This is a genomic window from Streptomyces sp. NPDC020597 (genome assembly GCF_044335095.1).
Lineage (GTDB): Bacteria > Actinomycetota > Actinomycetes > Streptomycetales > Streptomycetaceae > Streptomyces.
In genome coordinates this window covers 58,032-82,420 of sequence record NZ_JBIRUL010000013.1, presented here as the reverse complement: position 1 = coordinate 82,420, position 24,389 = coordinate 58,032, and the positions used below count along the sequence as shown (strand labels likewise).

21 protein-coding genes are annotated in these 24,389 nt (G+C 73.5%); 8 read left to right on the top strand and 13 right to left on the bottom strand.

What is annotated here, in order from left to right:
- Positions 1-180: 180 nt before the first annotated feature.
- On the top strand, positions 181-1,485 hold the full coding sequence (locus ACH4ZA_RS22970) for an MFS transporter (RefSeq protein ID WP_398431279.1): 1,305 nt from the start codon (positions 181-183) through the stop codon (positions 1,483-1,485).
- Positions 1,486-1,674: 189 nt separating this feature from the next.
- Here ACH4ZA_RS22970 and ACH4ZA_RS22965 read toward each other — a convergent pair whose 3' ends face one another.
- Both ACH4ZA_RS22965 and ACH4ZA_RS22960 read right to left on the bottom strand, forming a co-directional pair.
- Positions 1,675-2,130: a cyclic nucleotide-binding domain-containing protein gene (locus tag ACH4ZA_RS22965; RefSeq protein WP_398431277.1), complete on the bottom strand. Its 456-nt coding sequence runs from the start codon at positions 2,128-2,130 to the stop codon at positions 1,675-1,677.
- 367 nt (positions 2,131-2,497) lie between these two features.
- Complete coding sequence (locus tag ACH4ZA_RS22960) at positions 2,498-2,719, bottom strand: hypothetical protein (RefSeq protein ID WP_398431276.1); 222 nt, start codon at positions 2,717-2,719, stop codon at positions 2,498-2,500.
- Positions 2,720-3,095: 376 nt separating this feature from the next.
- Here ACH4ZA_RS22960 and ACH4ZA_RS22955 point away from each other — a divergent pair, with 376 nt between their 5' ends.
- From ACH4ZA_RS22955 to ACH4ZA_RS22935, 5 genes are all read left to right on the top strand, one after another.
- A complete protein-coding gene (locus ACH4ZA_RS22955; protein WP_398431274.1) occupies positions 3,096-3,539 on the top strand; it encodes an ATP-binding protein in 444 nt (147 codons plus the stop codon).
- Between the two features lie 222 nt (positions 3,540-3,761).
- The gene (locus ACH4ZA_RS22950; RefSeq protein ID WP_398431272.1) at positions 3,762-4,616 is read left to right on the top strand and encodes a SigB/SigF/SigG family RNA polymerase sigma factor; all 855 of its coding nucleotides are present in this window, start codon (positions 3,762-3,764) and stop codon (positions 4,614-4,616) included.
- Positions 4,617-4,678: 62 nt separating this feature from the next.
- Positions 4,679-4,918 (top strand): DUF5133 domain-containing protein, encoded by a 240-nt coding sequence (locus ACH4ZA_RS22945; RefSeq protein ID WP_398431270.1) that lies wholly within the window; start codon positions 4,679-4,681, stop codon positions 4,916-4,918.
- A 334-nt stretch (positions 4,919-5,252) separates the two neighbouring features.
- Positions 5,253-6,089, top strand: coding sequence for a DUF1206 domain-containing protein (locus tag ACH4ZA_RS22940; protein WP_398431268.1), 837 nt, complete (start codon positions 5,253-5,255; stop codon positions 6,087-6,089).
- 28 nt (positions 6,090-6,117) lie between these two features.
- Positions 6,118-6,549 (top strand): hypothetical protein, encoded by a 432-nt coding sequence (locus tag ACH4ZA_RS22935; RefSeq protein ID WP_398431266.1) that lies wholly within the window; start codon positions 6,118-6,120, stop codon positions 6,547-6,549.
- A 67-nt stretch (positions 6,550-6,616) separates the two neighbouring features.
- Here ACH4ZA_RS22935 and ACH4ZA_RS22930 read toward each other — a convergent pair whose 3' ends face one another.
- Both ACH4ZA_RS22930 and ACH4ZA_RS22925 read right to left on the bottom strand, forming a co-directional pair.
- Positions 6,617-8,863: an FUSC family protein gene (locus tag ACH4ZA_RS22930; protein ID WP_398431264.1), complete on the bottom strand. Its 2,247-nt coding sequence runs from the start codon at positions 8,861-8,863 to the stop codon at positions 6,617-6,619.
- 40 nt (positions 8,864-8,903) lie between these two features.
- Complete coding sequence (locus tag ACH4ZA_RS22925; protein ID WP_398431262.1) at positions 8,904-10,280, bottom strand: NAD(P)/FAD-dependent oxidoreductase; 1,377 nt, start codon at positions 10,278-10,280, stop codon at positions 8,904-8,906.
- Positions 10,281-10,507: 227 nt separating this feature from the next.
- Here ACH4ZA_RS22925 and ACH4ZA_RS22920 point away from each other — a divergent pair, with 227 nt between their 5' ends.
- On the top strand, positions 10,508-11,020 hold the full coding sequence (locus tag ACH4ZA_RS22920) for a MarR family winged helix-turn-helix transcriptional regulator (protein WP_398431260.1): 513 nt from the start codon (positions 10,508-10,510) through the stop codon (positions 11,018-11,020).
- An 8-nt stretch (positions 11,021-11,028) separates the two neighbouring features.
- Here ACH4ZA_RS22920 and ACH4ZA_RS22915 read toward each other — a convergent pair whose 3' ends face one another.
- From ACH4ZA_RS22915 to ACH4ZA_RS22890, 6 genes are read right to left on the bottom strand one after another with little or no spacing between them, the layout of a single operon-like run.
- The gene (locus ACH4ZA_RS22915; RefSeq protein WP_398431259.1) at positions 11,029-12,795 is read right to left on the bottom strand and encodes a PP2C family protein-serine/threonine phosphatase; all 1,767 of its coding nucleotides are present in this window, start codon (positions 12,793-12,795) and stop codon (positions 11,029-11,031) included.
- A complete protein-coding gene (locus ACH4ZA_RS22910; RefSeq protein ID WP_398431257.1) occupies positions 12,792-13,868 on the bottom strand; it encodes a SpoIIE family protein phosphatase in 1,077 nt (358 codons plus the stop codon). Before ACH4ZA_RS22910 ends, ACH4ZA_RS22915 begins: the two co-directional genes overlap by 4 nt.
- The gene (locus ACH4ZA_RS22905; protein ID WP_398431255.1) at positions 13,865-14,317 is read right to left on the bottom strand and encodes an anti-sigma regulatory factor; all 453 of its coding nucleotides are present in this window, start codon (positions 14,315-14,317) and stop codon (positions 13,865-13,867) included. Before ACH4ZA_RS22905 ends, ACH4ZA_RS22910 begins: the two co-directional genes overlap by 4 nt.
- Positions 14,314-14,718 carry an STAS domain-containing protein gene (locus ACH4ZA_RS22900; RefSeq protein ID WP_398431253.1) on the bottom strand — a complete coding sequence of 135 codons (405 nt, stop codon included), beginning with the start codon at positions 14,716-14,718 and terminating at the stop codon, positions 14,314-14,316. The genes ACH4ZA_RS22905 and ACH4ZA_RS22900 overlap by 4 nt, the downstream gene beginning before the upstream one ends.
- Positions 14,715-15,623 (bottom strand): STAS domain-containing protein, encoded by a 909-nt coding sequence (locus ACH4ZA_RS22895; RefSeq protein WP_398431251.1) that lies wholly within the window; start codon positions 15,621-15,623, stop codon positions 14,715-14,717. The genes ACH4ZA_RS22900 and ACH4ZA_RS22895 overlap by 4 nt, the downstream gene beginning before the upstream one ends.
- Positions 15,624-15,628: 5 nt before the next feature.
- The gene (locus tag ACH4ZA_RS22890; RefSeq protein ID WP_398431249.1) at positions 15,629-16,909 is read right to left on the bottom strand and encodes a PP2C family protein-serine/threonine phosphatase; all 1,281 of its coding nucleotides are present in this window, start codon (positions 16,907-16,909) and stop codon (positions 15,629-15,631) included.
- A 75-nt stretch (positions 16,910-16,984) separates the two neighbouring features.
- On the opposite strand from ACH4ZA_RS22890, the gene ACH4ZA_RS22885 reads away from it, so the two are divergent.
- Positions 16,985-17,455, top strand: coding sequence for a MarR family winged helix-turn-helix transcriptional regulator (locus ACH4ZA_RS22885; RefSeq protein WP_398431247.1), 471 nt, complete (start codon positions 16,985-16,987; stop codon positions 17,453-17,455).
- A gap of 178 nt (positions 17,456-17,633) precedes the next feature.
- Here the strand turns inward: ACH4ZA_RS22885 and ACH4ZA_RS22880 are convergent, their stop codons facing one another.
- The 3 genes from ACH4ZA_RS22880 to ACH4ZA_RS22870 all read right to left on the bottom strand — a co-directional run.
- The gene (locus ACH4ZA_RS22880; RefSeq protein WP_398431245.1) at positions 17,634-18,023 is read right to left on the bottom strand and encodes an STAS domain-containing protein; all 390 of its coding nucleotides are present in this window, start codon (positions 18,021-18,023) and stop codon (positions 17,634-17,636) included.
- A 227-nt stretch (positions 18,024-18,250) separates the two neighbouring features.
- Positions 18,251-20,734 (bottom strand): SpoIIE family protein phosphatase, encoded by a 2,484-nt coding sequence (locus ACH4ZA_RS22875; RefSeq protein ID WP_398431442.1) that lies wholly within the window; start codon positions 20,732-20,734, stop codon positions 18,251-18,253.
- 60 nt (positions 20,735-20,794) lie between these two features.
- Positions 20,795-24,389: HAMP domain-containing protein (locus ACH4ZA_RS22870; protein ID WP_398431243.1), on the bottom strand; the 3,595-nt coding region annotated here is incomplete at its 5' end.

The following is a 24,389-nucleotide window of genomic DNA, read 5'->3' as shown; positions in this document are numbered from 1 at the left end:
GCTCCGCGCAACCCGGTCGGGACGGTCCGCACAGGCCGGCCGAGGCGGGTGCACCGCGGGCATCGGGCGAACAGCGGTGTCCGAGGAATGAGATCGTCCGTCCAAAGCTCGGCAGAACCCTCGCAGGTGCTGGGATAGTGACCCCCGACAAGAAAGATGTATCGAGCAACCAGGATTCGCGTGGACACGAGCGAGAGCAGCACCGCGCCCGAGGCCGGGGAGGCCGACCCGAGCCCGCGGGACCGCCCCCGGCGCGGCTGGCGCCGCTGGGCGATGGACACGCGCCCGTTGCGCCGGCCGGCCTACCGGAGGCTGTGGTCCTCCACCGTCGTCACGGCGGTGGGCAGTCAGCTCACCGCCGTCGCCGTGCCCAAGCAGATCTACGACATCACCGGCTCCTCCGCCTGGGTCGGTTACGCGAGCCTCGCCGGGCTGGCGCCGATGGTGCTGTTCGCGCTGTGGGGCGGCGCGGTCGCCGACACCGTCGACCGGCGCAAGCTGCTGCTGGTCACCAACAGCGGCATCGCCGTGACGTCGGTGCTGTTCTGGCTCCAGGCGGCGGCGGGACTCGGCTCCGTGGCCGTGCTGATGGTGCTGCTCGCCGCCCAGCAGGCCTTCTTCGGCCTGAACGCGCCGGCTCGCAACGCCTCCATCGCCCGGCTGGTCCCCGCCGACGAACTGGCCGCCGCCAACGCCCTCGGCTCCACCGTCATGCAGACCGGGCTGGTCGCCGGCCCGCTGCTCGCCGGCGCCCTGATCCCCGTCGTCGGACTGCCGGAGCTGTACCTCCTCGACGCCGTCGCGCTCTGCGTCACCCTCTGGGCCGTGGTCCGCCTGCCCGCGCTTCCGCCGGCGGCGACCGCGACGGTCCGGCGCGCGGGGATCCGGGAGATCGCGCAGGGATTCCGCTACATAGCCCTGCACAAGGTGCTGCTGCTGTCCTTCCTCGCCGACGTCGTCGCCATGGTCTTCGGCATGCCGCGCGCCCTGTTCCCGCAGCTCGCCGCCGAGACCTACGCCCCCTACGGCGAAGGGCTCGCCCTCGGCCTGCTGTTCGCGGCGATCCCCGTCGGAGCGGTGGCGGGCGGTCTGCTGTCCGGCACGTTCTCCCGTGCGCGCCGGCATGGCTTGATGGTCATCGGCGCGGTGGTCGCATGGGGCGCGGCGATCGCCGGCTTCGGGCTGAGCGACAGCCTGTGGCTCGCCGTGCTGTTCCTGGCCTGTGCCGGCGTCGCCGACATGGTCTCCATGGTCTTCCGCGGGGCGATCCTCCTGTCGGCGGCCACCGACGAGATGCGCGGGCGCATGCAGGGCGTGTTCACGGTCGTGGTGGCGGGCGGCCCGCGCCTGGCCGACGTGCTGCACGGCACCGCGGGCGCCGCCTTCGGGCCCCGCGCGGCCGTGACGGGAGGCGGACTGCTGGTGGTCGCGGCGATGCTGGGCCTGGCGGCCGCGCTGCCCGCACTGCGCCGCTACCGCATCTGATCCGGCTTCCAGGCCCCAGGCCCCAGGCCCCTGGCCCCCCGGCCCCCAGGCCCCTGGCCCCCCGGCCCCTGGGTGCGTCGCGTGTCACGGTGGGCGGACCCCGTCGGCATGTGCCGTCAGGGCTTCCGTCGGCGTGCCGCCACGACTTCCCTCGGCATGCGCCCCCACGACTTCCGTCGGCGGGTGCCGCTACAGCACTCCGCGCCGGTGTGTCCCGTACTGCTCCATGAGCCTGCCGCGGGTCATCTCCAGCCGGTGCGCGAGGATCTCGGCCACGAGGCGCACCAGCGTCATGCCGAGCGCCGGGTCCTCCTCGCACAGCTTGAGCACCGGCTGCGCCTCGAACTCGTAGGCGCGCACGGGGCTGAACGCCTCCGCGCCGAAGTCCCACCGGTACGGCGGGAACAGCCACGACCATCCCAGCAGGTCGCCGGAGCCGAGGCCGGCCACGGTCACCCGGCGCAGCGACGTCACCTGCTGGACGAGCGAAACGGCGCCGGAGCGAATGATCCAGAAGCGGTCGGCCGTGCCCCCCGCCTCGAAGATCCGGGCGTCCTCGGGAAAGGAGACCTCTCGGGCGAGTGTCATCAGGCGCTGGCGCTGGGGCGGGGGGAGGGCGGTCAGCAGCTTGGTCGCTCTGGTCATGGCGCGAGCCTCTCGCCGGCGATCGTCTGGGGTGCTTGTCCGGGGTGCTTGCTGGGTGCTTGCTGGGGTGCTTGCCTCTTCCCATTTCAGCCGTTCGGGACGCCGGGGGCACCTCGGCGGACGGGATTTTCCGGGAGAGGGCAGAGAAAAGCCCTGGCTGGACGGGGGAAGCCAGCCAGGGCGGTACGAGCGTGGGGTGTGGGGGAGAAGTGTGTCGACCCCGACCACCACGTATGTATGAACGGTAAACCATTCGCAGGGTTTTGGCACACCAAAAACCCGGTTGCGTGACCCGTTTCACCTCATCTGCCGCCCGGACGGCCTCACTTGACGTAGTCCGGGCGGCGGTCTGGTCCACCCCGCCCGGTCAGCGGCCCTCGGTCGGCCGGCCCGGGGTGACGATCTCGTCCAGCACCCTGAGCACGGCCTCGTAGGCGATTTCCCGCGTACGGGCGTCACGCGCCCCGTCCGCGTCGGCGTCCGCGAGATCCGCGCTCCGGGCCCGCCAGGCCCGCACTTCCTCCTGTGCGCAGGTCCTGGCCCGCTGGATGCGGCGCAGCAGTTCGTCCGAGTCCACGACATCCATCATGTACGTCGTCTACCCCCGCCCCGGCAGACGATTGCTCCCCGTCCGGGAGGTTTGGCCGCGAGCTGGATGGCCAGCCGGAGAGTAGAGCAACGTGCGGTGCGGTCCGGCGGGGGCGTGGCCGCCCTTGCGGGACCCGGACCGCCGACGCGAGCGGACCGTCTCCGTCCCGCCGAGGCCGTGGCCCGACAGGGTCGACGCGCCGGCCGCCGAGCACGCCGGTCCGCCCGCTCGACGGGCCCGCCGGACGGCAGGACCGCCGGACGGCCGCCACGGGAACAGCCGCTCGGCGGAGCCGCCGGCACGACACCTCACTCATCGGCCATCGACATCGACCGCCGACCACCACCACTCGGCGACTGCCAGGGGAGCGAAAGGGATGCTTGGGAACGACTCCACCGACTTCGTGGACACGCCGGAGGGCCCCTTCCGGTACGGGGAGCGCGGGCGGTGCCGACCCGCCGACGTCCGCAACGCCGTACGGCGGGCTGTGGCCGCCCGGCACGGGGTCACCGGATGCCCGTACGACGAGGAAGGCCTCTCCGACGCGCTGCTCGTCGCCTCGGAGCTGTCGACCAACGCCATCCTTCACGGGGGCGGCATGACGGGATTCGACGTCGACCTGGACGGCCGGGCCGTGCGGGTCTCCGTCAGTGATCGCAGCGACCGGCCGCCCGTCGCCGTCGACCCGTACGACGAACGGGGACGACAGCGCGCGGGGGGCCGCGGCTGGCCGATCGTCTGCCGGCTGGCCCGCGACGTCCGGGTGGCCGGTCTCCCCTCCGGAGGCAAGCGCATCACCGCCGTCGTGCCCGTGTTCTGACCCGCGTGCCGGTCCCCCGGGCGCGCGGCCGGGGCATTCCGTGACGGGTTTCGGGCAAGCGGAGTTTGCGCCCCCGGGGGCAGGGCAGACGGAGGTTCGTGCTTCGGACCGGAGGCGCGCCGTCGGGAGCGGTATGTCCGCCCCGGGGCGCCTCGTGCGTCCCGGGTGGCAGAAGCCCTCTCGTCGTCTGTCCCTGAAATGACCGTTCAGGAGCGAATCCGCATGCCTATCGACATGTCGACAAGCCGTCACGACGTCACGGCTTCCACCTCTGCTCAGCCCAGTGCCCGGCCCACCGACCGGACCACTGCCCAACTGCGCCGCACCCACGACGACGCGCCCGACACGGCAGGCCGCTTCGCCCGGCTCGTCGCGTTGCCGGACGGGCCGGAACGGGACGCCCTGCGCGACGAGATCGTCACCGCCTGGCTGCCCATGGCCCACCGCATCGCGGGCCGGTTCCGCGACCGCGGCGAGGCGACCGAGGATCTGCGCCAGGTGGCGGCCCTCGGCCTGGTGAAGGCCGTCGACCGCTTCGACCCCGAGCGCGGCGCCTTCGAGAGCTACGCCGTGCCCACCATCACCGGCGAGATCAAGCGTCACTTCCGCGACCGCATGTGGGCGCTGCGCGTGCCCCGCCGGGTGCAGGAGCTGCGCAACAAGGTGCGCGTCGCCCGGCGGGAGCTGGCCCAGGCCCCGGGCGCCCCCGAGCCCTCGGTCGCCGACCTCGCCGCACACACCGGCCTCACCGAGGACGAGGTGGCGGCGGGCCTGGAGGCCCTGGAGAGTTTCAGCACGCTCTCGCTGGACGCCGAACTCCCGGCCGGCGACGACGGGTACAGCCTCGCCGACACGCTCGGCGCCGCCGACTCCTCCTTCGACACCGTGGTGGACCGCGAGTCCGCCAAGGAGGGTCTGCGGCGGCTGCCGGAACGCGAACGCGCCATCCTCTACATGCGTTTCTTCGAGGACATGACGCAGAGCAGGATCGCCGACCGGCTGGGCATCTCCCAGATGCACGTCTCCCGCCTCATCAACCGCAGCTGTGAGCGGGTGCGCCAGGAGGCGTTGCGTTGACACCGCAGGACACCCCTTCCTTCACCACCGGGTCCCGAACGAAGAACGGAGAGAAGCGGCCCATGCTGATGCCCCACCCCGCCGTCCTGCGCAAACTCGTCGACGAATACGAGGGGTTGAGGAAGTCCGGAGCCGGCGAGCACCATCCGCAGGCCCGCGATCTCGCCTACACCCTGTGCGTGTCCACCGGGACCCGGGACGTGCGACACGCCCTGGAGACGGCGCGCCAGTGGCTCGACGCGGCCGCGGCCGCCGACGCCGCCGGACGTCACACCGACGACGGCCCGCGCGTGTACGCCTGAGCACGCCCCGGACGGGCACGTACGCCTGAGCGGCGATGACGGGCAGGCGCACCACGGCGACGGCCGCGGTGCGCCTGCCCGTTCGTGCGCCCAGCCCCGGTACTTCCGGGCGCGCAGCCCCGTGTCCCTGCGCCGAGCGTCCATGCGTCCGTGAGCGCTGCGTCCGCGCCTCTGTGTGGTCTCCCTCCACCGCCGTCCTGCGCACCTCTTCGGCGTGCGGCACGGACGGGCCTGGTGCCGGGTGCGCCCGCCCGTCGCCGGCCGACGGGTGTGCACGGCCCGAGCGAGGGCATGCGGATCCCGCGAAGTTCGGGGAGGATTCCGGGAGGTCGGGATGAACACGAGTGCGTGGGCGCGCAACGGGCGGGCCGAGGCGGAGCGGGCGGCGCGCGGGTCGCTGACCAAGGGGGCGGCCCGGGCCGGGCTCGCCGCTCGCGGTGTGATCTATCTGCTGGTGGGTGTGATCGCCCTGCAGATCGCCTTCGGCGAGGGCGGACAGGAGGCCGACCGCCGCGGCGCCCTCGCCGAGATAGCGCAGAAGCCCTTCGGCGCCGTACTGCTGTGGGCGCTGGGCGTGGGGCTGGTCGGCATGGCGTTGTGGCGGCTTTCCGAAGCCGTCTTCGGCGGGGCCGGCTCCGACGGGCGCAGCGCCAGGAAGCGGCTGACCGCGCTCGCCCGGTGCGCCTTCTACTCCTTCGTCGCCTACTCCGTGCTGGAGTTCGCCGCCGGTTCGGGCGACGGCGGCGGTTCGAGCGACGAACAGTCCCGGGACGTCACCGCCCGGGTGCTCGACCTCCCCGCCGGCCAGTGGATCGTCGGCGCGGCCGGCGTCGGCATCGTCGTCGCCGGCCTGTGGATCGGGGCCCGCGCCGTCATGCGCTCGTACCGCAAGCAGCTGCGGCTGGGGGACATGTCCCCGGGCGTGCGGCGCATGGTGGACGTCACCGGAGTGGGCGGCGGTGCGGCCCGCGGGCTGGTGTTCGCGGCCGCCGGGGCGTTCGCCGTCCGAGCCGCCGTGGACTACCGGCCCGACAAGGCCAAGGGGCTCGACGACACCCTGCGTTCGTTCGCCGGCACCCCGGCGGGGCCGGCCCTGCTGGCCTGCGTCGCCGCCGGGCTCGTCCTCTTCGGACTCTTCTCCTTCTGCATGGCTCGCTGGCGCAAGGTCTGACAGCCGTCTGCCGGGGAACACGGACCAAATGAACGAAGCAGAGTTCCCGCGCGACGGACGGCCCGTGGACATGTATCTCGACCTGCTGCGCGTCCGCATGGACAGCGACGACTACCAGCTCCTGCTGGAGGTCGTCGCCCCGGCGCTGCGCGCCCTCGACGAACAGCCACCCGAGAGTCTCGACTTCGCCCTGGACCCACAGGAGACCCAGGACCTGCCGCAGGAGGTCCGCGACGAGGCCGCGCTGGTCATCGCCACCGCGGTCACCGGCCGGCTGGACAACCAGCTGGTGGAGATCCAGGTGGACGGAACCGGCCCGGTCCGGGTGGTCACCGACGCGGTCACCGCGTCCGACCCGTCCCGTCTCGCCGAGATCGCCGGCTGCATACAGCAACGTCAGAAGGACACCGAGGCCCTGCGGGGCATCGCGGCGGCCAGCGGAATGCCCACCGACTTCTGAGCCCGGCCGATCGCTCCGCGCAGCCTGCGCAGGGCCCGGCCGCTCACGGGTTCGCCTCGGCCCGCTCTCACCTCGGCGCCGCCACCGGCGCCCCGAGCGGGCGGGCGAGGCCCACCACGGCCTCGTCCAGGCGCTGGAGATGCCGCAGTACGCGGTCGGTCACCCGTCCGTAGCGCGGTGTCCCCGGGACGCCAGGCTTCAGCAGCGCGGCGACGCTCGGTCCGGCCAGCACCTCCGCCGCGCTCCGCTCGTCCGCGACGCGCGCGTCGAGCGCCCCGATGTTGTCCAGGATGCGCGCACCGGCGCGGCGCAGCCGCGGGTCCGCCGCTATCGACGGATGGGTGGGCAGCAGTTCCGCCGTCGCCGCCAGCGACCGGGCGTGGTAGGCGCAGGTCTCCAGCAGCGCGACGACGTAGCGGGCGGTGTCCCGCCGCGACCGCAGCGGGGTCACCGGGTGGGTCAGGGGCTGGGTGGCGGCCCGCAGATCGGCCAACGCCTGGTCCAGGTCCCGGGCGCGCTCCAGCAGATCGGCCGGGGGAGCGCCGCTCAGCTGTTCCACCGCCGCCCCGGTGACCTCGCCGAGCCGCTCGAGCACGGTCGACAGCAGCTCGTTGGTCCGCCGGTCCGTGCGCACCGGAAGCACCAGCGCCGCCGCGACGATCCCGCAGGCCGCCCCCAGCGCCGTCTCCTCCACCCGCAGCACCAGCACGGACAGGCTGTAGGTGTGCAGCAGCGTGTACAGCACACCGAGCGCGGCGGTCACGAAGAACGACATCAGCGTGTACGACAGCGGCGCCGTGTAGAACATCGCGAACACGCAGAGCAGCACGACCGCGAACGCCGTCCAGGTGTGATGGCCGACCAGGCCCGCCAGCGCGATGCCGGCCACCACGCCGAGCACCGTGCCCAGCAGCCGCCGGTAGCCCTTGACCAGGATCTCCCCGGTGGAGGACGTGTTCATGAACACGATCCAGCAGGTCAGCACCGCCCAGTACCAGCGGTGCGAGGAGAGCAGCTCGCCGCCGAGTATCGCCAGCGAGGACCCGACGGCGACCTGCACGGCGGCCCGGGTGGTGGGCCTGCGCAGCCCGGTGACGTCGTCCGCCGGGGCCTCGTCGTCCTCTGCGCCGCCGATCGCCGCGTCCTCGGCGTCCAGCTCCTCGCGGGAACGGGCCGTCTCAAGGCTGTCGGCGGACTCGTCCTGCGGCCCGTCGAGCGCGATCCGCAGACCCAGTACCGCACGCGCGGTCTCACCGACGCCCCGGAAGACGTCCTGCACGGGGGGCGGCGCCTGCGGCAGGTTCTCCTCGTCCCGGTAGCCGAGCAGCCGGTTGCGCACCTGGGACAGCGCGGTGCCCGACCCCGCCTCGACGGGATGCCGTACCAGCAGCCGCAGGGCCCGCAGGTCATGGCGGAGCGTGTCGAGAGCCTCGTCCCGCACCGGCAGCCGGGTGGCCTCGGGCAGCGGCGCGCCGGGCAGGTGCAGGGTCAGGGTGTCCGCCCGCTCGGCGCTGCGGGCGGTGAGCAGGAGCAGCCCGAGCCGCTCGGCGGCGATCTCGGCGTCGGCGATCCGGCGCTGCACCAGGCGGGCGACCGTCTCGTCGGGCGTGCCCTCCACCAGCCGGCCCTGGATCATCATGGCCGTCTCGTGCAGCCGGGCGGTGCCCTCGCGCACCTGGCCGAGAGCCTTCTCCGCGTCGTCCGGACCGGCGTCGAGCAGGTCCAGCTGAGCGTCCAGCAACTGGGCGAGCCGCGCCCGGAAGGCCTGTCGCAGCCGTTCCAGGATGCCGGACGGGGTCTGCGGCACGAGCAGGAACCGGACGGTCGCGCTGCAGGCGAAGGCCACCGCGATGACCTGCTGGTAGCCCGGCAGGGACGAGGTCCCCACGCCGACGAACAGGGCCATGAAATAGACCTGGAAGGCGATCAGCCCGAGCGTGGTCCCGCGGTCGCCGAACCGGCGGCCGTAGACGGCGCAGAAGATCAGGGCGATGAAGACGACGTCGCCGGCCGCCGTCCGGGAGCTGAGCAGCGCCGCCAACGACACGGAGGCGAGCGCCACGGGCAGGCCCAATGCCAGGGTGACGGCCTGCCGACCGCGCTGCTTCTCCCGGACGGCGAAGGTGGCGACCATCGAGGCGATGGCGCCCGCCACCAGATGCGGGACGTCCGCGCCCAGCAGGGAGAGCACGGCCAGCGTGAGGGCGATCGCGCCGACCGTGCGCAGTCCCGCCGCCAGACGCAGCAGTCCGGGATCGGACGCAGCGACCCGATCCCGCCACCGAGCGCCGAGCGACCGTGTCGCAGCCCTCACGCCGTCGTACTCTCCTGCCGTCTCTCCTGCCGTGCGGATGTCAGGCGCTGTCCGGGGCCGCCCCCTCGACCTGCGCCCGTACCTGTTCGGGCGTCAGATAGCTGTCGGTGTACTCGAAGTCCTTCAGTTTCGCGGTACGGCGTGCCTGGAAGCCGGTGCGGACGAAATCGTCGCCCGCGATCGCGTTGAGCGTCCAGTTGGTCAGGACGCGCGCCTTGGCGACGCCGGTGCGCAGCGCCGACCAGTGGTAGCCGCGCGCCACGGCCTGCGCGGGCAGCCCACGCAGTTGGATGCCGAGCGGCTTGGAGACGGCGTCGGTGCCGCCGAGGTCGACGACCAGACCGAGGTCCTTGTGCACGTAGGGCCGCATCGGCCGGCCCCGCAGGGTGGCGATGACGTTGTCGGCGACCACCTTGCCCTGCCGCATCGCGTGCTGCGCGGTGGGCGGGCAGACCGCACCGTCCTCACCCTTGGCCAGGTCGGGCACGGCGGCGGCGTCCCCCAGCGCGAACACCCCGTCGTTCCCGGGCAGGTTCATCTCGGCCCCGACCACGAGCCGCCCGCGCTGGGTCTCCGCGCCGAGCGTCGCGATCAGCGGGCTCGCCACGACGCCCGCCGTCCAGATGAGGGTCCGGGTCGGGATCACCCGGCCGTCGGTGAAGGTGACCTCCTCCGGGCCCGCCTTGGCGATCGACACGCCCAGCGAGATGTCGATGCCGCGCTTGCGCAGGACCTCCTGGGCGCTGCGGCCCAGCTTGTCGCCGAGTTCCGGCATCAGCTTCGGGGCGATGTCGATGAGGTGCCACTTGATCAGGTTCGGGTCCAGCCGCGGATAGCGTTTGACCGCGTTGTGGGTGAGCAGTTGCAGACAGGCGGCCGTCTCGGTGCCGGCGTAGCCGCCGCCGACGACCACGAACTGCAGCCGCGAGGCACGCTCGGCGGGGTCGTTGCTGGCGTCGGCGAGGTCGAGCTGGGTGATGACGTGGTCGCGGATGTACGCGGCCTCCGCGAGGGTCTTCATCCCGAACGCGTGGTCGGTGAGCCCGGGGATGTCGAAGGTGCGGGTGACGCTGCCGGGAGCCAGCACGATGTAGTCGTACGGCTCGTTCACGATCTCGTCCGTGATGGTCCGGATGGCGCAGACCTTCGACGCGAGGTCCACGCCGATGGCGCCGCCCGGGATGATGCGGGTGCGGTACTTCCTGCTCCGGCGCAGCGACACGGCGATCGACTGGGGCGTCAGCACGCCCGAGGCGACCTGCGGCAGCAGTGGCAGATAGAGCTGATAGGCGAACGGCGTCACCAGGGTGACGTCGGCCTCCGCAGCGGAGAGTTCGCGTTCCAGTCGCCGAACGCACCCCACCCCCGCGAAGCCCGCGCCCACCACCAGGATCCTGGGTCGTGTCACGATGTCCATCCCTTTCTGCGGCTCCGGGCGGTCTGCTCCGACGTCATGCGCGTGCCCCGCCCCGGGCCGTTCGCACCTTATCGATACCACCGCGCCCGGGCCGGTTCCGCCAGCCGGGCGAGGCATGCAGACGAACGTTTCTCCTGAGGCCAGCGTCGTACCCCCCGATGGGCCTGTGTACGCCCCGGTCCTTCGGGTAGGCCGACGTACATGACAAATCCGGTGGTCCGACAGCAGTGACAGCGGGGTACGCGGACGGCTCCGACGACGGACGGTGGACGCACCGCGGGAGGCAGGCGCGGCAGGTCGCCGACGCCGTGGAGAGCCTGGTGGCCTGCTGGCTCACCGCGGCGGAGGAGGCCCCTCCCCGGCTGCCCGCCCGGCAGCTGCACGCCCTGCGCACGGTCCGGGGCCGCCCGGAGCTGAACCTGACGGCCCTGGCGGAGCATCTCGGCGTCGGCCTGCCCACCGCGAGCCGCCTCTGCGACCGGCTGGAGGCCGCGGGGCTCCTCGAGCGGACCGTGCAGCCGCACAGCCGGCGTGAGGTGCAGCTCGTGCTGACCGCCTACGGCCACCGCGTCCTCGCGGACGTGGCCGAGCGCAGGGTCCGGCGGCTCACCGCGGTGTTCGAGGCCATGACGCCGGCCCAGCGCGCCGCTCTCGAGCACGGACTGTTCGCCTTCCACCAGGCCCACACGGTGACGGGGCGGTCGGCGTCGGGCCGCGAGCCGGCCGGCCCGGACGACTGACCGCCCGCTCAGGCCCCGCCGCGGACGTCGCCGACCCGGCCGGCCGTGCGGTCGTCCGCCCGGCCGCCTGCCCCGCCGCCGACGTGGCTGTCGATGTGGCACAGCAGCAGGCAGACGTCGTCGTCGCGTTCGGAGTCGCTCAGCATCGGTTCCAGGATGCGCTCGGCCGCGCCGTCCAGATCCGCGTCCAGCTCCCCGGCACGGAACCCGCCGAGCGCCGCCGCCAGCCGGTCGATCCCCGGGTCTATGCCCTGCGCCCGCCGCTCCACCAGGCCGTCGGTGTAGAGCGCCAGCGTGGAACCGGGCTCCAGCGGCACCGTGTGGTCGGCGATCTCCTGGTGCAACGGGATGCCGAGCATCGCCCCCGGCTTGGCGTCCAGCGTGCGCACCCGGCCGTCCGGGCCGCGCAGCACGGGCGGCGGATGACCCGCGGCCGCCCATGTCAGCACGGGTTCGCCGGGCCGGAAGCGGGCGATCACGGCGGTCGCGTACAGGTCGGGCTGGAGGTGGTGCAGAAAGGTGTGCAGCCGGGTCAGCAGCTCGCCCGGGCTGCCCCCGTCGACGGCGTAGGCGCGCAGCGCGGTGCGCAGCTGGCTCATCATCACGGCCGCGTGCAGCCCGTGCCCGGTCACGTCGCCGATGACGATGATCAGGCTGCCGTCGGGCTGCCGGAACGCGTCGTACCAGTCGCCGCCGATGTTCAGCCCGTACGTGGCCGGCAGATAGCGGGCCGCCAGCCGCAGCCCCGAAGGAGCGGGCAGCTCCGTCAGCAGGGCACGCTGGAGCGTCTCGGCGATGTCCCGGTTGTGCTCGAAGCGGCGGGCGTTGTCGAGCGCGCCGCCCGCCCGCCGGGTGAGCTCCACGAGCATCACGGCGTCGTCGGGGTCCCAGCGCTCGCCGGGCGGGGTCAGGGTCAGCACGCCCAGCGGCGCCCGGCGCGTCGGCAGCGGCACGCACAGCAGGGGCCGGGTCGGAAGCAGCGCCGACGCGGGCTGGTCGTCCACCCCGGGCAGACCGCCGGGCCGGTCGGCCGCGTACTGGGGTCTGCCGGTGCGGGCCGCGATCACCGCGGCCGCGGGGCGCGGGGCGGACGCCCCCCGCTCGTCCTCGGCGTCGAACAGCCACACGTCGACCGTGCGGGCGTATTCGGGCACCAGCAGCTCGGGCAGCCGGCGCACGATCTCCTCGTGGTTGAGGGAGGCCGTGAGCGCGGCGCTGGCGTCGGCCAGGAACGTCAGCCTGCGGCGGGCGCTCTCCGCCTCGCGGCGGGCCGCGCGTTCCGCCGCGAAGGCCTCACGCTGGGCCCGCCCGGCGGCGTCCAGGTCGGCGTGCAGCGCCAGGACGCCCTGGTTGGTCTGGTGCAGCTCCTCCCGGTGGAACGCGACGAGCTCCTCCTGCTCGGCGAGCCTGTCCAGCACGAGGGCGGTGTCCTCGTCCGCGCCGAGCAGCGCCTCCGACAGGACGGTGACGTCGCCCGCCACCGGATCGGCGACGGGGCCCGCGGCCGGCTCCGGGCAGGGCGCGGCGTACCGCCACGGCGGCTCGTCGCCCGCGGGAGAGGCGGCGACCTCGACGTCGAGCCTCCCCCCGGCCCCCGTCAGCTCGAGCGACCAGACTCCGCCCTTGGTCAGGCACCGGCGCAGCCGCGCGCTGAGCGCGGCCGACAACCGGGTGCGGTCCAGCGGCGCGACGCCGTACGCGGCCGCCACCCGGGCGACCGCGATGCGCGCGCGTGCCGCGTCCTCCACGGAGCCGATCCGCCAGCTGCGCCTCATGGGCGGTCCGGCGGGCTCGGGGACAGGACGGCGACGGCGGTGTCGTCCCGTACGGGACGGGCGGAACTGCCGGCGTCGCGCACCGTCACGGCGGCCGTGAGCGCGGGGTCCGCGGACAGCAGACGGGGGTCCACGGGCGGCGTCCAGCGGCTGGGCAGTCCGTCGCTGTGCAGCACGAGCAGCCGGTCCGCGGCCCACTCGGCCGCCGTCTCCGGCACGGTGGCGGGCCGGTGCACGCCGACTATGCCCGGTCGCGAGAGCAGATGCCGCCAGGAGTCGCCCTCGCGCAGGCGCGCCCCGATGTTGCCGATGCCGGCGAAGAGCAGCCGCCCGGCGCGCAGGTCGAGCCTCGCCACCCCGACCGCCGCGCCCCGTGTGCCGCGCAGCGCGCCGTCCAGGCGGCGCAGCAGCTCGGCCGGCGCGAGGCTGGCGCTGCGCCGCACCTCCTCCACCGCCGCGGTCGAGGCGCGGGCCGCCTCGGGGCCGTGCCCCAGGCCGTCGGCCAGCATCAGCGTCACCAGATCGCCGTCCCGCACGCAGGTCCAGGCGTCACCGGAGCATTCGTCGCCCCGGAAGGGGACGTTGACCCCGCCGGCCCGAACGGCGGCGGGGGAGTGCGGGGACGGGGCGTCGGCCGGGCCCCGGCGGCCGGAAGAGGCCGTCGCGCCGCCGATCCGGGCCAGTGCGACCGTCCCGCGGCCGGGGACGCTGTGCAGGCCGAAGTCGTCCGACAGCCGTCGGCAGGTGCCGAGCCCCGCCCCCAGCGAGCCCACGGTGGAGAACCCGTCGCCGAGCGCGGCGGGAACGTCGGACATGCCCGGTCCGTGGTCGACGGCGACGATCTGCACCAGGGGGGCTTCGGCACGCCCGCCCGGCGCGGCGACCGCCTCCACGAGCAACTGCCCGCCCCGCGCGTGCTTGAGCAGGTTGGTCGCCAGTTCGGTGGCGACCAGCGCCGCGTCGGCGGTGCGTCGCCCGTCCAGACCCGCCAGCGCCGCCGCGCCCTCCGCGGCCACCCGGGCGTCGCGCACCCGCGTCGAGTCGTGCACCGGAACGTCCCACACGCGCGTCATCCGGGCTGCTCCTCACGCGGCCGGGGCGGGCGGGCCGCCCAGGACGTCACGGTGACCGTGGTGCCGGCCCCGGGCGCGCTGTCGATGGCGAAGTCGTGCACCAGCCGGCGCGCACCGCCCAGGCCCATCCCCAGGCCCTCGCCCGAGGTGAAGCCGTCGCTGAGGGCCTGCTCCAGGTCGGCGATGCCCGGCCCGCTGTCGGTGAACGTCAGCCGCAGCCCGCGCGCGGCCCGTCCGTCCGACGTCTCCCGGGCCTCCATCTCGCCGCCGCCGCCGTAGACCAGCGTGTTGCGGGCGAGTTCGCTGGCCGCGGTGACCAGCTTGGTCTGCTCCACCAGGCCGAAGCCGAGGGCTGCCGCCGCCCGGCGCACGTGCTGCCGCACCCACACCAGGTCCAGGTCCGAACGGATCGGCAGGCGGGCGCCGACGCCCGCGGACGTCTCGCTCACCGGGGCTCCCGGCGCGGTTCGTCCGACGACGTCGCGAGCAGCTCCATGGCGGCCTCGGTGTTCAGCGCCGTGCGCAGCCCCGGCAGGGTCAGCCCCAGTTCCACGAGTGTGATCGCCACCGCGGGACGCATGCCCGCCACCACGGTCCGGGCGGCCAGCAGGCGTGCGCTCGCGGCGATCTCGGCCAGCACCCGCCCCAGGAAGGAGTCGACGATCTCCACGCCGGAGATGTCGATGACCACGCCGGTCACCCGGCTGCGGACGATCGACTCCGCGACGTCCTGCTGGAGCCGCTCCGCCGCGCCGTCGTGCAGGTCGCCCTGAAGGGTGATCAGCAGGACGTCGCCGAGCCGCAGCACCGGCACATGGGCGGTGCCCGCGCGCGAGAGGTCGTGGTTCACCGGGGACCCGCACCGCCGGTCGCCGTGGGCACGATGCCGGCGCCCAGCCGGTCGAGGGCGTACGCCAGGGCATCGGCGAGGCTCGACCGGGTGACCACGGGCAGGTCCAGGCCGAGGTGCACGATCGTCTGCGCGATGGCGGGCCGGATGCCCGAGACGACGCACTCCGCGCCCATCAGCCGCACGGCGGCGACGGTCTTCATCAGGTGCTGCGCGACCAGCGAGTCGACGGTCGGCACCCCGGTGATGTCCAGGATCGCGAACCGGGCCTGCTGGTCGACGACCGACTCCAGCAGCGTCTCCATCACGACCTGGCTGCGCGCGCTGTCGAGCGTCCCGATCAGCGGCACGGCGACGATGCCGTCCCACAGCCGGATGACCGGCGTGGCGACCTCCATCAGCTGCAGCTGCTGCCGGTCGATGAGGGCCTGACCCTCGGTCAGCGAGGTCTCCATGACCACCAGCCGCAGGGTGCCCATCAGCGCCGTCAGGGTGGTCGCGCACTCCCTCAGGTGCTCTGCGGGCGCCTCCGGCAGATCGGCGACCAGGAGGTTCACCACGGGCGTGCGCAGGGCGTCCACCTCGTGGGAGATCTGCGCGGTGCTGAGACCGGCACGCGCCCGGGCGGCCGCCATCCTGGCCAGCTGCTCGCGCACCCGCAGGAACCCGACGCCGTCGGTGTCCTCCACCCGCCCGGAGAGGGCGACGTCGGCCAGCGCGTCGACGACGCCCCGGCCCGCCTCCGCCGCCTCGTCCCGCGAGACCGTGAACACGACGCGGAACAGGGGCTCGTCGGCCCAGCGCTGGGCGATCTGCTCGCGGCGACGGCTCAGGAACGCCGCCACCTCCTCCACGGGCGCCGCCCGCCCGGCCGGCCGCTGTGCCGCCGTCTCGTCTTCCGGCATCTCTTTCACTCCTCCTCCGCGTCGTGCCGCTGCGGTCCCGGCGGTGGCGCCGGGACCGTGCCCTGCCCCTCGGCGGGCGACGGCTGTGAGCCGGGGCGGCCGGACGGCGACGGGGACGGCTGCCCGAACCAGTCGAGACACACGACCAGCGCGTCGTCGTCCGGCTCGGGTCTGCCCCGGTGGCCGGTCAGCGCCCGCAGCACCGCGCCCGGCACGTCCGCCGCGGGCAGCAGCGCCGCCGACGCCACCGCCCGGGCGAGCGCGTGCTCGCCGTACGCCTCGCCGCCCGGCGCGACGACCGCGTGCACCCCGTCGCTGACGAACAGCAGCCGGTCGCCGGGCAGCAGGGCGAGCTCCTGGGCCACGTAGTCGGTCTCCTCGAACATGCCCAGCGGGAGCTGCGCGTCCAGGTCCACCCGGCTCAGCGCCCGGTCGCGCACCAGCAGCAGGTGCGGCGAGCCCGCGTCCACGATCTGCATGCGCCCGGTGGACAGCTCGATGTCCACCAGGAGCACCGACAGATGGGCGTCGCCCCCGTAGTGGGCGTGGATCGCCTGGTCCGCCAGGGCCGCCTGGTCCGCGATCGGGACGCCGGCCCGGCGCGCGTTGCGCAGCGCGTTGATGCCGAGGCTCGTCAGCAGCGACGCCTCGATGCCCTCGCCCATCCCGTCGGTGACGCACACCGTCAGATGGTCGTCGTCGGCCGCCCAGTCGAAGTTGTCGCCGAACACGGCGTAGGCGGGCTGCAGTTGGGCGCCCAGCGCGTACTCGTCCCGGGCGCAGGACCGGGCCGGGAGCAGCTGCCACTGGATCTCGGCCGCCAGCGTCAGCCGGTCCGTGCGGCGCGCACACCGGTACGCGTCGGTGTCGCGCTCGGCGACGAGGATCTCGTGGCCCAGCAGCTGAGCCACCTCGGCGAGCTCGGTGAGCCGCTCCCGGGCCTGCGTCCCGGGCAGCGTCACTGACAGGACGCCCAGCCGGTCGCCGCGCACGGTCACGGGCAGGTGCGTGAGGACGAGCCCGTCGCCGAGCTCCTCGACATGCGGCTCCTGGGCGCCGAAGGCCCGGCCGGGCGCGCTGCCGTGCACGGCGGCCGGCGCCGGGACGCCCGCGCCCCGCGGGCCGCCGGGCGGCACGGGCAGCAGCACCGTCAGTCCGTAGTCGGCCAGCCGCAGTTCGACCGCTTCCGCCGCGTAGTGGACGCGCAGCACCTCGCGCAGCACGTCGGGCAGTCGGTGCGGTGCCGCGGAACGCAGGGCGCGTCCCGCGGCGACGAGTCTGTTCACGCGGCCGTTCCCGTCGTCGCCCCGCGCCGGACGCGGGCTGACAGTCGCCTCGATCCCTGCGAGAGTGTCACCGTGATGTCCTCCTCCTCGCGTCCGCAGCCCGACCAGGTGGCGCGTGTGACCTCACAGGCGTCCGAGCTGCTGGAAGTCCTGTGGGGCCGCGCCTCCACGGCTCCGGTCTCCGCGTCCCAGCTGCGCGTGCTGTTCATCCTGGAGCACCACGAGGGAATCAACCTGCGCACGCTCGCCGAGTCCCTCGGGTCCACGCCGCCGTCGACCAGCCGCCTCTGCGACCGGCTCCAGGCCGTCGGCTTCGTCGAACGCCGGACCGCCGCCGGCAGCCGCCGGGAGCTGGAACTGTTCCTCAGCCGTCGCGGGCGCGCCTTCCTGGCCGACCTCAGATCCCGCCGGGAGGCGGCGCTGGAGGGCGTGCTGGAGCAGATGCCCGCGGTGCAGCGCAACGCCCTGCTGAGGGGGCTGGAGGCGTTCTGCGCCGCCGCGGCCTCGCAGATCCACCAGTCCGACGCCGACGCCCGTACCGCCTGACGGTGTCCCGGCGTGCTCGGGCTCGCCCACAGGCACATCGGTGATCCTTCCCGCATCTGTCCCGCTCACTCTGTTGCCTCGCGCGGACAGTTGTCAAATGACAACTGTCGGGCGGCAGTCGTCCGCACCTGCGCTTTTCCCCGTACGTCACCGGTCGTCCGGCGCGGCCCCGCGGACATCAGTCCTGCGGGGTCTCCGGCGCCTGCCGACGGTCGATGAGCTCCAGGGCGTCGTCCGCCTTCTCCGATATGGGCACCGTGATGCTGACCCCGGTGAGCTCCAGCACGCGGCGCACGGCCGGCCTCGGGTTGATCACGTGGACGCTGCCCGGCAGATCCCGGGCCTCCTGGTAGACCCGCAGGATGATGTTCATCCCGGACGAGTCCATGAACGGGACCTCGGAGAGGTCGATCAGGAAATGCCGTCGCCCGTGATGGAGCTGGTTGGCCAGATGGGCCTGGAACTCGGTGGCGGTGTCGAGGTCCAGATGGCCCTCGACCGTGACCAGGGCGACGTCCTCACGAGGCAGCGTGACTTCGACGGACAGGGGGTTCTGGGCGATGGACACGTGGTGTTCCTCCGAAAGCTGGCGGTCGGGGGCGTCTGCCCCGGCGGGCGACTTCGATGCGCCGGGATGGTGGGCCGCGACGGGAGGGCACGGCACGGGAATGTTCCCCATCGTCCTGTCCTGCCCCTTTCCACCTGCGGATCCCCGGTCTGTCGGTGCGCACAGCCGGATACCCCCGAACCGCGACCTCATGCATCGTCCCCGCACACCCGGACACCGCGGGCGCCCTACCGCAGCCGGATGCCCACGATGCAGGTGTCGTCGTCCGTGTCGGACCTGCTGTAGGTGAGCAGCCGGTCCAGCTGCTGGTCCAGGGTCGGCGGCACCGTGCGCGCCTGGACCAGCAACTGCGTCAGGGACTCCTCCACGGACCGGTCGCGCCGCTCGATGAGGCCGTCGGTGTACATCAGCAGGGTGTCCTGCGCGGCCAGCTGGACCTCCTCCTCCTCGTACACCGTCTCCGGCACGGCGCCCAACAGCATCCCCCTCAGCAGGGGCAGCGGAGCCGCCTGGGCGTCCCGCACCAGCACCGGCGGCAGATGACCCGCCCGGGCCCAGCGCAGGGTGTGCCGGGCCGGGTCGTACAGGCCGCACACCGCGGTGGCCGTGATCGAGCCCGTCAGATGGTGCGCGACGATGTTGAGCCACGACAGCAGCTGTCCCGGCCCCGCCCCGGTCACCGCCAGCCCGCGCAGCGCGTTGCGCAGCACCACCATGCTCGTCGCCGCCTCGATGCCGTGCCCGGCCACGTCGCCCACGCACAGCATCACCAGGCCGGAGGGCAGCACGACGGCGTCGTACCAGTCGCCCCCCACCAGGTGCTCCTCCTCGGCCGGCCGGTAGCGGACGGCCACCTGGAGACCGGGAGCCTCCAGCGGGGCCCGGGTGGGCGGCATGATGGCGTGCTGCAACTGCAGCGCCAGCCGGCTGCGCTCGCTCGCCTGCTGCTCGCTCTGCGCCAGCTGGTCGCGGGTGGCGGCCAGTGCCACCTCCGTCCAGTGCTGCGACGAGATGTCCTGGTATGCCCCTCGCACGGCGACCAGCCGCCCGTCGGTGTCCAGCACCGGCTCGGCGACGATCCGCATGTGCCGGGTCACCCCGTCCGGCCGCTGCAGCCGGAACGCGGCGGAGGCCGGACGGCGGCGATGAAGGAGCGTGCGCAGGAGCCGGCCGACGATCACCGCGTCGTCGGGGTGCGTGTGGGCCGCCAGGTCCTCCAGCGGTACCGGAGGGCTCGACAGGGGCCGCCCGTACAGGGCGAACAGCTGCCCGTTCCAGGTGGTCTCGCCGGTGAGCAGGTCCTCCTCGAAACCGCCGATGCGACCGAGGCGCTGTGCGTTCTGCAACAGGCTCGCCAGCCGCGCCGCCTCGTCCTCGATCCGCCAGATCAGCAGCACGCACGCGCCGTGCCGGCTGATGCTGAGGTCCGCGACGGCCGCCAGCGGCACCTCGCCGACCAGCGCGGTCAGACTCATCCGGCGGGCCCGGAACGGCTCGCCCGTGGCGTGCACGCGCTCGATGCGCTGGAAGAGGTCACCGCCTCCGGCGGCCATCGGATAGGCCTCCAGCAGCAGCGCGCCGTTGATCACGGCCCGGGGCCGCCCCGCCGGGTCCAGGAAGCGGTCGTTGACGTGCTGGATGCGGAAGTCGAGCAGCTTGCCCCCGGCGTCGACGTGCGGCACCAGGACCAGGGCCGGGTCGTGCAGGCCGTCCGTCAGGTCCATCAGCTCCGAGGCGTCCGGCAGCACCACCGGCTGCCGGCCGGGCCCACGCACGCTCACGTACGACTGGAGCGTGTGCGCGCACAGCTCCGCCAGCGCCTCCACCTGGCGCATCACCTGCGGCGGCTGCGGTGGCAGCGGGGCCGGCCAGGCGATCTCCAGAATCCCGTGCACGCGCCCGGCGGTCGCGGCGGGCGCCGCGACCCGCCCACCCCCCGCGTGCAGCTGACGCCCCACCGTGGGCAGCCCCGTCGCACCGAGCGACCCGATCCACTGGGTCGACCCCTCGGCGAGGGCGTGCCGGGCCACGGTCGCCACGTCCGGCGGCACATAGCGCCAGCGCTCGGCCTCGCCGGGGGAGAACCCCGCGCTGCCCGCCAGCGTCAGCGAACCGTCGGAGCCCACCGCCCAGATCGCCACCGCCACCGCGCCCAGCGGCTCCAGCGCGTGCTGGAGCAGGGAGTCGGCGACCGCCTGGGTGTCGTGCGCCGCCGCCAGCGCTCCGCTCTCCGCGGCCCGCAGCCGCACGGCGGCCGACCGCTCCTGCGGATCCTCCGTCCCCGTGACGGCGGCCAGGAAGGCCTTCGTCACCTCGGACACCCGGTCCCTGGCCGCCTGGTTGATGACGTCCACCGCGAACTCCAGCGGCGTCGTCCCGGCCTGCTCGGCGAGATCGGACAGCTGCTGCGCCGCCTCGGCCGGCCCGCACCCGAGGCGTTCCACGAGGATGCCCTTGGCGAGTTCGACCAGGGCCCGCCCGTCCGCCTCGGCCTGCGCCGCCCGCACCTCCCGGCGCAGCCGGTCCACGGTCGCGGCGAGCCGCCCCACCGGCGAGGGCCCGGCGCTCTCCGCCGGTGCGTCCGCCCCCGGCGGGCCCGCGTCCTCCCCGGACACGAGCCGGTCCCCGGCCTGCGGGGCGGGGCTCCCGGGCGCGGCGGCCGGTACGGGCAGGGACCGGGTGTCACCGGGTTCTGTCGGCTGGGCGGGAATGGTCACGGTGTGCGGACTCCTCGGCTTCGAACGCCTGGGCGCGGGCGGTGCACGACGTCCTCAGACGGTCAGCCAGCGTCGGACGCAGGCCATGAGGTCATGGGTGTCGACGGGCTTGGTGACGTAGTCGCTGGCCCCCGAGGCGAGGCTCTTCTCCCGGTCTCCCGGCATCGCCTTCGCGGTCACCGCCACGATCGGCAGCTCGGCGTACTCGGGCATGCGGCGGATCTCGGCCGTGGCCGTGTACCCGTCCATCTCCGGCATCATCACGTCCATCAGCACCAGCGCGATCTCCGGGTTGTTGCGCAGGGTGTCGATCCCCTCGCGTCCGTTCTCGGCGTGCAGCACCCGGACGCCGTGCAGCTCCAGGATCCCGCTGAGCGCGAACAGGTTGCGCGCGTCGTCGTCGACGACCAGTACGGTGCGGCCCACGACGGCGTCGTCGACCGGCGGCGGCCCCTCGGGCTGCGCTTCGTCCGGGCGGACCAGGGCCAGCACGTCCCCCGGCTGCTCGGCGGAGAGATGCAGGGTGATGCGCTCACGCAGCTCGTCCAGACTGGACAGGAACTCCATCGGCTTGCCCGCCGCACGGGACTGCAGGCTCCGCTCCTGGGCGAGGTCCGCGCGGTGCCCGCTGTGCACGAGCACCGGCACACCGGTCAGCGCCGAGTCGTCGTGCAGGGCCTCCAGGAACCGGGACGCCTCCGCGTCGGGCATGCCCAGTTCCAGGACGACGCAGTGGCAGGGCTCGGCCGCCAGCGCGCCCGCCGCCTCGTGCGCCCCGACCGCGGTGACGATGTCCACCGGGGCCGCCGACGTGCCGTCCTCCCGGCCGCGCGCCATGTCCGCCACGACGGACTCGGCCACCAGGGTCAGCAGACCGCGGGGCCGCTCCTCCACCACCAGCAGCCGGCGCGGACGCCGCCCGGCGGGACCGAGCGCCACCGGCACGCCCGGAGCGCCGACCGGGATCGCCGAGGGCGGCTCGCCGAGGACCCGCTCCACCGGCCGGCCGCCGTCGATGACCTCCTGGAAGTCCCGCCGCGCCACCGGCAGATAGAGCGTGAACGTGCTGCCGCGCCCCGGCGTGCTGTCGACCGTGACCGCGCCGCCGAGCAGATGCGCGATCTCCCGGGTGATGGACAGACCCAGGCCCGTGCCGCCGTACTTGCGGCTGGTGGTGCCGTCCGCCTGCTGGAAGGCGCCGAAGATGGTCTCCAGCTGCTGCTCCGGAATGCCGATGCCGGTGTCCTTCACCCGGAACGCCACCACCGTGCCGCCGCGCACCACCCCGCTCGGCACCTCCTCGTCGGAGGCCGGCTCGACACGCAGCTCCACACCGCCCTGCTCGGTGAACTTCACCGCGTTGGACAGCAGGTTGCGCAGCACCTGCCGCAGCCGTGAGTCGTCGGTCAGCAGGTCGGCAGGGGCGCCGGCGGCCGTGTCGATGGTGAACTCGAGGCTCTTCTGCGACGTCATCGGCCGGAACGTGGCCTCGACGTACTCGATGAGCTGGCGCAGCGACACCCGCTCCGGCGAGACGTCCATCTTGCCCGCCTCGACCTTCGAGAGGTCCAGGATGTCGTTGATCAGCTGCAGCAGGTCCGACCCGGCCGAGTGGATGATGCCCGCGTACTCGACCTGCTTGGGGGTGAGGTTGCGCGAGGGGTTCTGCGCCAGCAACTGGGCCAGGATGAGCAGGCTGTTGAGCGGGGTGCGCAGCTCGTGGCTCATGTTCGCCAGGAACTCGGACTTGTACTTCGAGGCCAGGGACAGCTGCTGCGCCCGCGCCTCGAGCTCCTGCCGGGCCTGCTCGATCTGCAGGTTCTTCGCCTCGATGTCGCGGTTCTGCGCCACCAGCAGGGAGGCCTTCTCCTCCAGTTCGGCGTTGGAGTGCTGCAGTTCCTCCTGCTGGGACTGCAACTCGGCCGAGCGGGCCTGCAGTTCGGCGGTGAGCCGCTGCGACTCGTCGAGCAGCTCGTCGGTGCGGGCGTTCGCCACGATGGTGTTGACGTTGACGCCGATGGTCACCCGCAGCTGCTCCAGGAAGTCCACGTGGGTCTGCGTGAAGGCGGTGACCGACGCCAGCTCGATGACGCCGAGCACCTGCCCCTCGAAGACGATGGGCAGCAGGAGCAGGGCGCTGGGCTCGACCTCGCCGAGACCCGAGGAGACGGTGACGTAGCCGGGCGGCAGCTCGTCCACGGTGATCGTGCGCCGGCTGCGGGCGGCCTGGCCCACCAGGGAGCGGCCGAAGGGGATGCGGGTGGGACGGGTGTCGTCGGCGGGGTAGCCGTAGGCGCCCACGAGCCGCAGCTCGGGTCCGTCGGGGCCGTCCTCGGCGAGGTGGAAGGCGCCGAACTGGGCGGACACCAGCGGCACCAGCTCGTCCATGATCAGCTCGGCCACCACGGGCAGGTCGCGGTGGCCCTGCATCAGGCCCGAGATGCGCGCCAGGTTCGTCTTGAGCCAGTCCTGCTCCTGGTTGGCCCGGGTGGTCTCGCGCAGGGACTCCACCATCGAGTTGATGTTGTCCTTGAGGTCGGCGACCTCGCCGGAGGCCACCACGGTGATGGACCGGGTCAGATCGCCCTCGGCGACGGCACTCGTGACCTCGGCGATGGCGCGGACCTGCCGGGTCAGGTTCCCGGCCAGCTCGTTGACGTTCTCCGTGAGGCGCTTCCAGGTGCCCGAGACGCCCTCCACCTCGGCCTGGCCGCCGAGGCGTCCCTCGGTGCCGACCTCGCGGGCGACGCGGGTGACCTCGTCGGCGAACGCGGAGAGCTGGTCGACCATCGTGTTGATGGTCGTCTTGAGCTCGAGGATCTCGCCGCGGGCGTCGACGTCGATCTTCTTCGACAGGTCGCCGCGTGCCACGGCCGTGGTCACCAGCGCGATGTTGCGGACCTGGCCGGTGAGGTTGTTGGCCATCGAGTTGACGTTGTCGGTGAGGTCCTTCCAGGTGCCGGCCACGTTCGGCACCTGCGCCTGGCCGCCGAGGCGTCCTTCGGTGCCGACCTCGCGGGCGACGCGGGTGACCTCGTCGGCGAACGCGGACAACGTGTCGACCATGGTGTTGATGACGTCCGCGAGGGCCGCGACCTCGCCCTTGGCCTCGACGGTGATCTTCTGCGACAGGTCGCCGCGGGCCACGGCGGTGGCGACCTGGGCGATGGAGCGCACCTGGCCCGTCAGGTTCGACGCCATGACGTTGACGTTGTCGGTGAGGTCCTTCCAGGTGCCGGACACCCCGCGGACCGTCGCCTGCCCGCCCAGGTTGCCCGCGGTGCCGACCTCGCGGGCGACGCGGGTGACCTCGTCGGCGAACGCGGAGAGCTGGTCGACCATCGTGTTGATGGTGTTCTTCAGTTCGAGGATCTCGCCGCGGGCGTCGACGGTGATCTTCTGGGAGAGGTCGCCCTTGGCCACCGCGGTCGCCACCTGGGCGACGTTGCGGACCTGGTTGGTGAGGTTTCCCGCCATGAAGTTGACCGAGTCGGTGAGGTCCCGCCAGGTGCCCTTGACTCCCTTGACGTCGGCCTGGCCGCCGAGGCGTCCTTCGGTGCCGACCTCGCGGGCGACGCGGGTGACCTCGTCGGCGAACGCGGAGAGCTGGTCGACCATCGTGTTGATGGTGTTCTTCAGTTCGAGGATC

Coding starts and splice junctions, on each gene's coding strand:
- ACH4ZA_RS22965 (WP_398431277.1), bottom strand. CDS start 2,130: ATGACCAGAGCGACCAAGCTGCTGACCGCCCTCCCCCCGCCCCAGCGC.
- ACH4ZA_RS22960 (WP_398431276.1), bottom strand. CDS start 2,719: ATGATGGATGTCGTGGACTCGGACGAACTGCTGCGCCGCATCCAGCGG.
- ACH4ZA_RS22955 (WP_398431274.1), top strand. CDS start 3,096: ATGCTTGGGAACGACTCCACCGACTTCGTGGACACGCCGGAGGGCCCC.
- ACH4ZA_RS22950 (WP_398431272.1), top strand. CDS start 3,762: ATGCCTATCGACATGTCGACAAGCCGTCACGACGTCACGGCTTCCACC.
- ACH4ZA_RS22945 (WP_398431270.1), top strand. CDS start 4,679: ATGCTGATGCCCCACCCCGCCGTCCTGCGCAAACTCGTCGACGAATAC.
- ACH4ZA_RS22940 (WP_398431268.1), top strand. CDS start 5,253: ATGAACACGAGTGCGTGGGCGCGCAACGGGCGGGCCGAGGCGGAGCGG.
- ACH4ZA_RS22935 (WP_398431266.1), top strand. CDS start 6,118: ATGAACGAAGCAGAGTTCCCGCGCGACGGACGGCCCGTGGACATGTAT.
- ACH4ZA_RS22925 (WP_398431262.1), bottom strand. CDS start 10,280: ATGGACATCGTGACACGACCCAGGATCCTGGTGGTGGGCGCGGGCTTC.
- ACH4ZA_RS22915 (WP_398431259.1), bottom strand. CDS start 12,795: ATGAGGCGCAGCTGGCGGATCGGCTCCGTGGAGGACGCGGCACGCGCG.
- ACH4ZA_RS22910 (WP_398431257.1), bottom strand. CDS start 13,868: ATGACGCGCGTGTGGGACGTTCCGGTGCACGACTCGACGCGGGTGCGC.
- ACH4ZA_RS22895 (WP_398431251.1), bottom strand. CDS start 15,623: ATGCCGGAAGACGAGACGGCGGCACAGCGGCCGGCCGGGCGGGCGGCG.
- ACH4ZA_RS22885 (WP_398431247.1), top strand. CDS start 16,985: ATGTCCTCCTCCTCGCGTCCGCAGCCCGACCAGGTGGCGCGTGTGACC.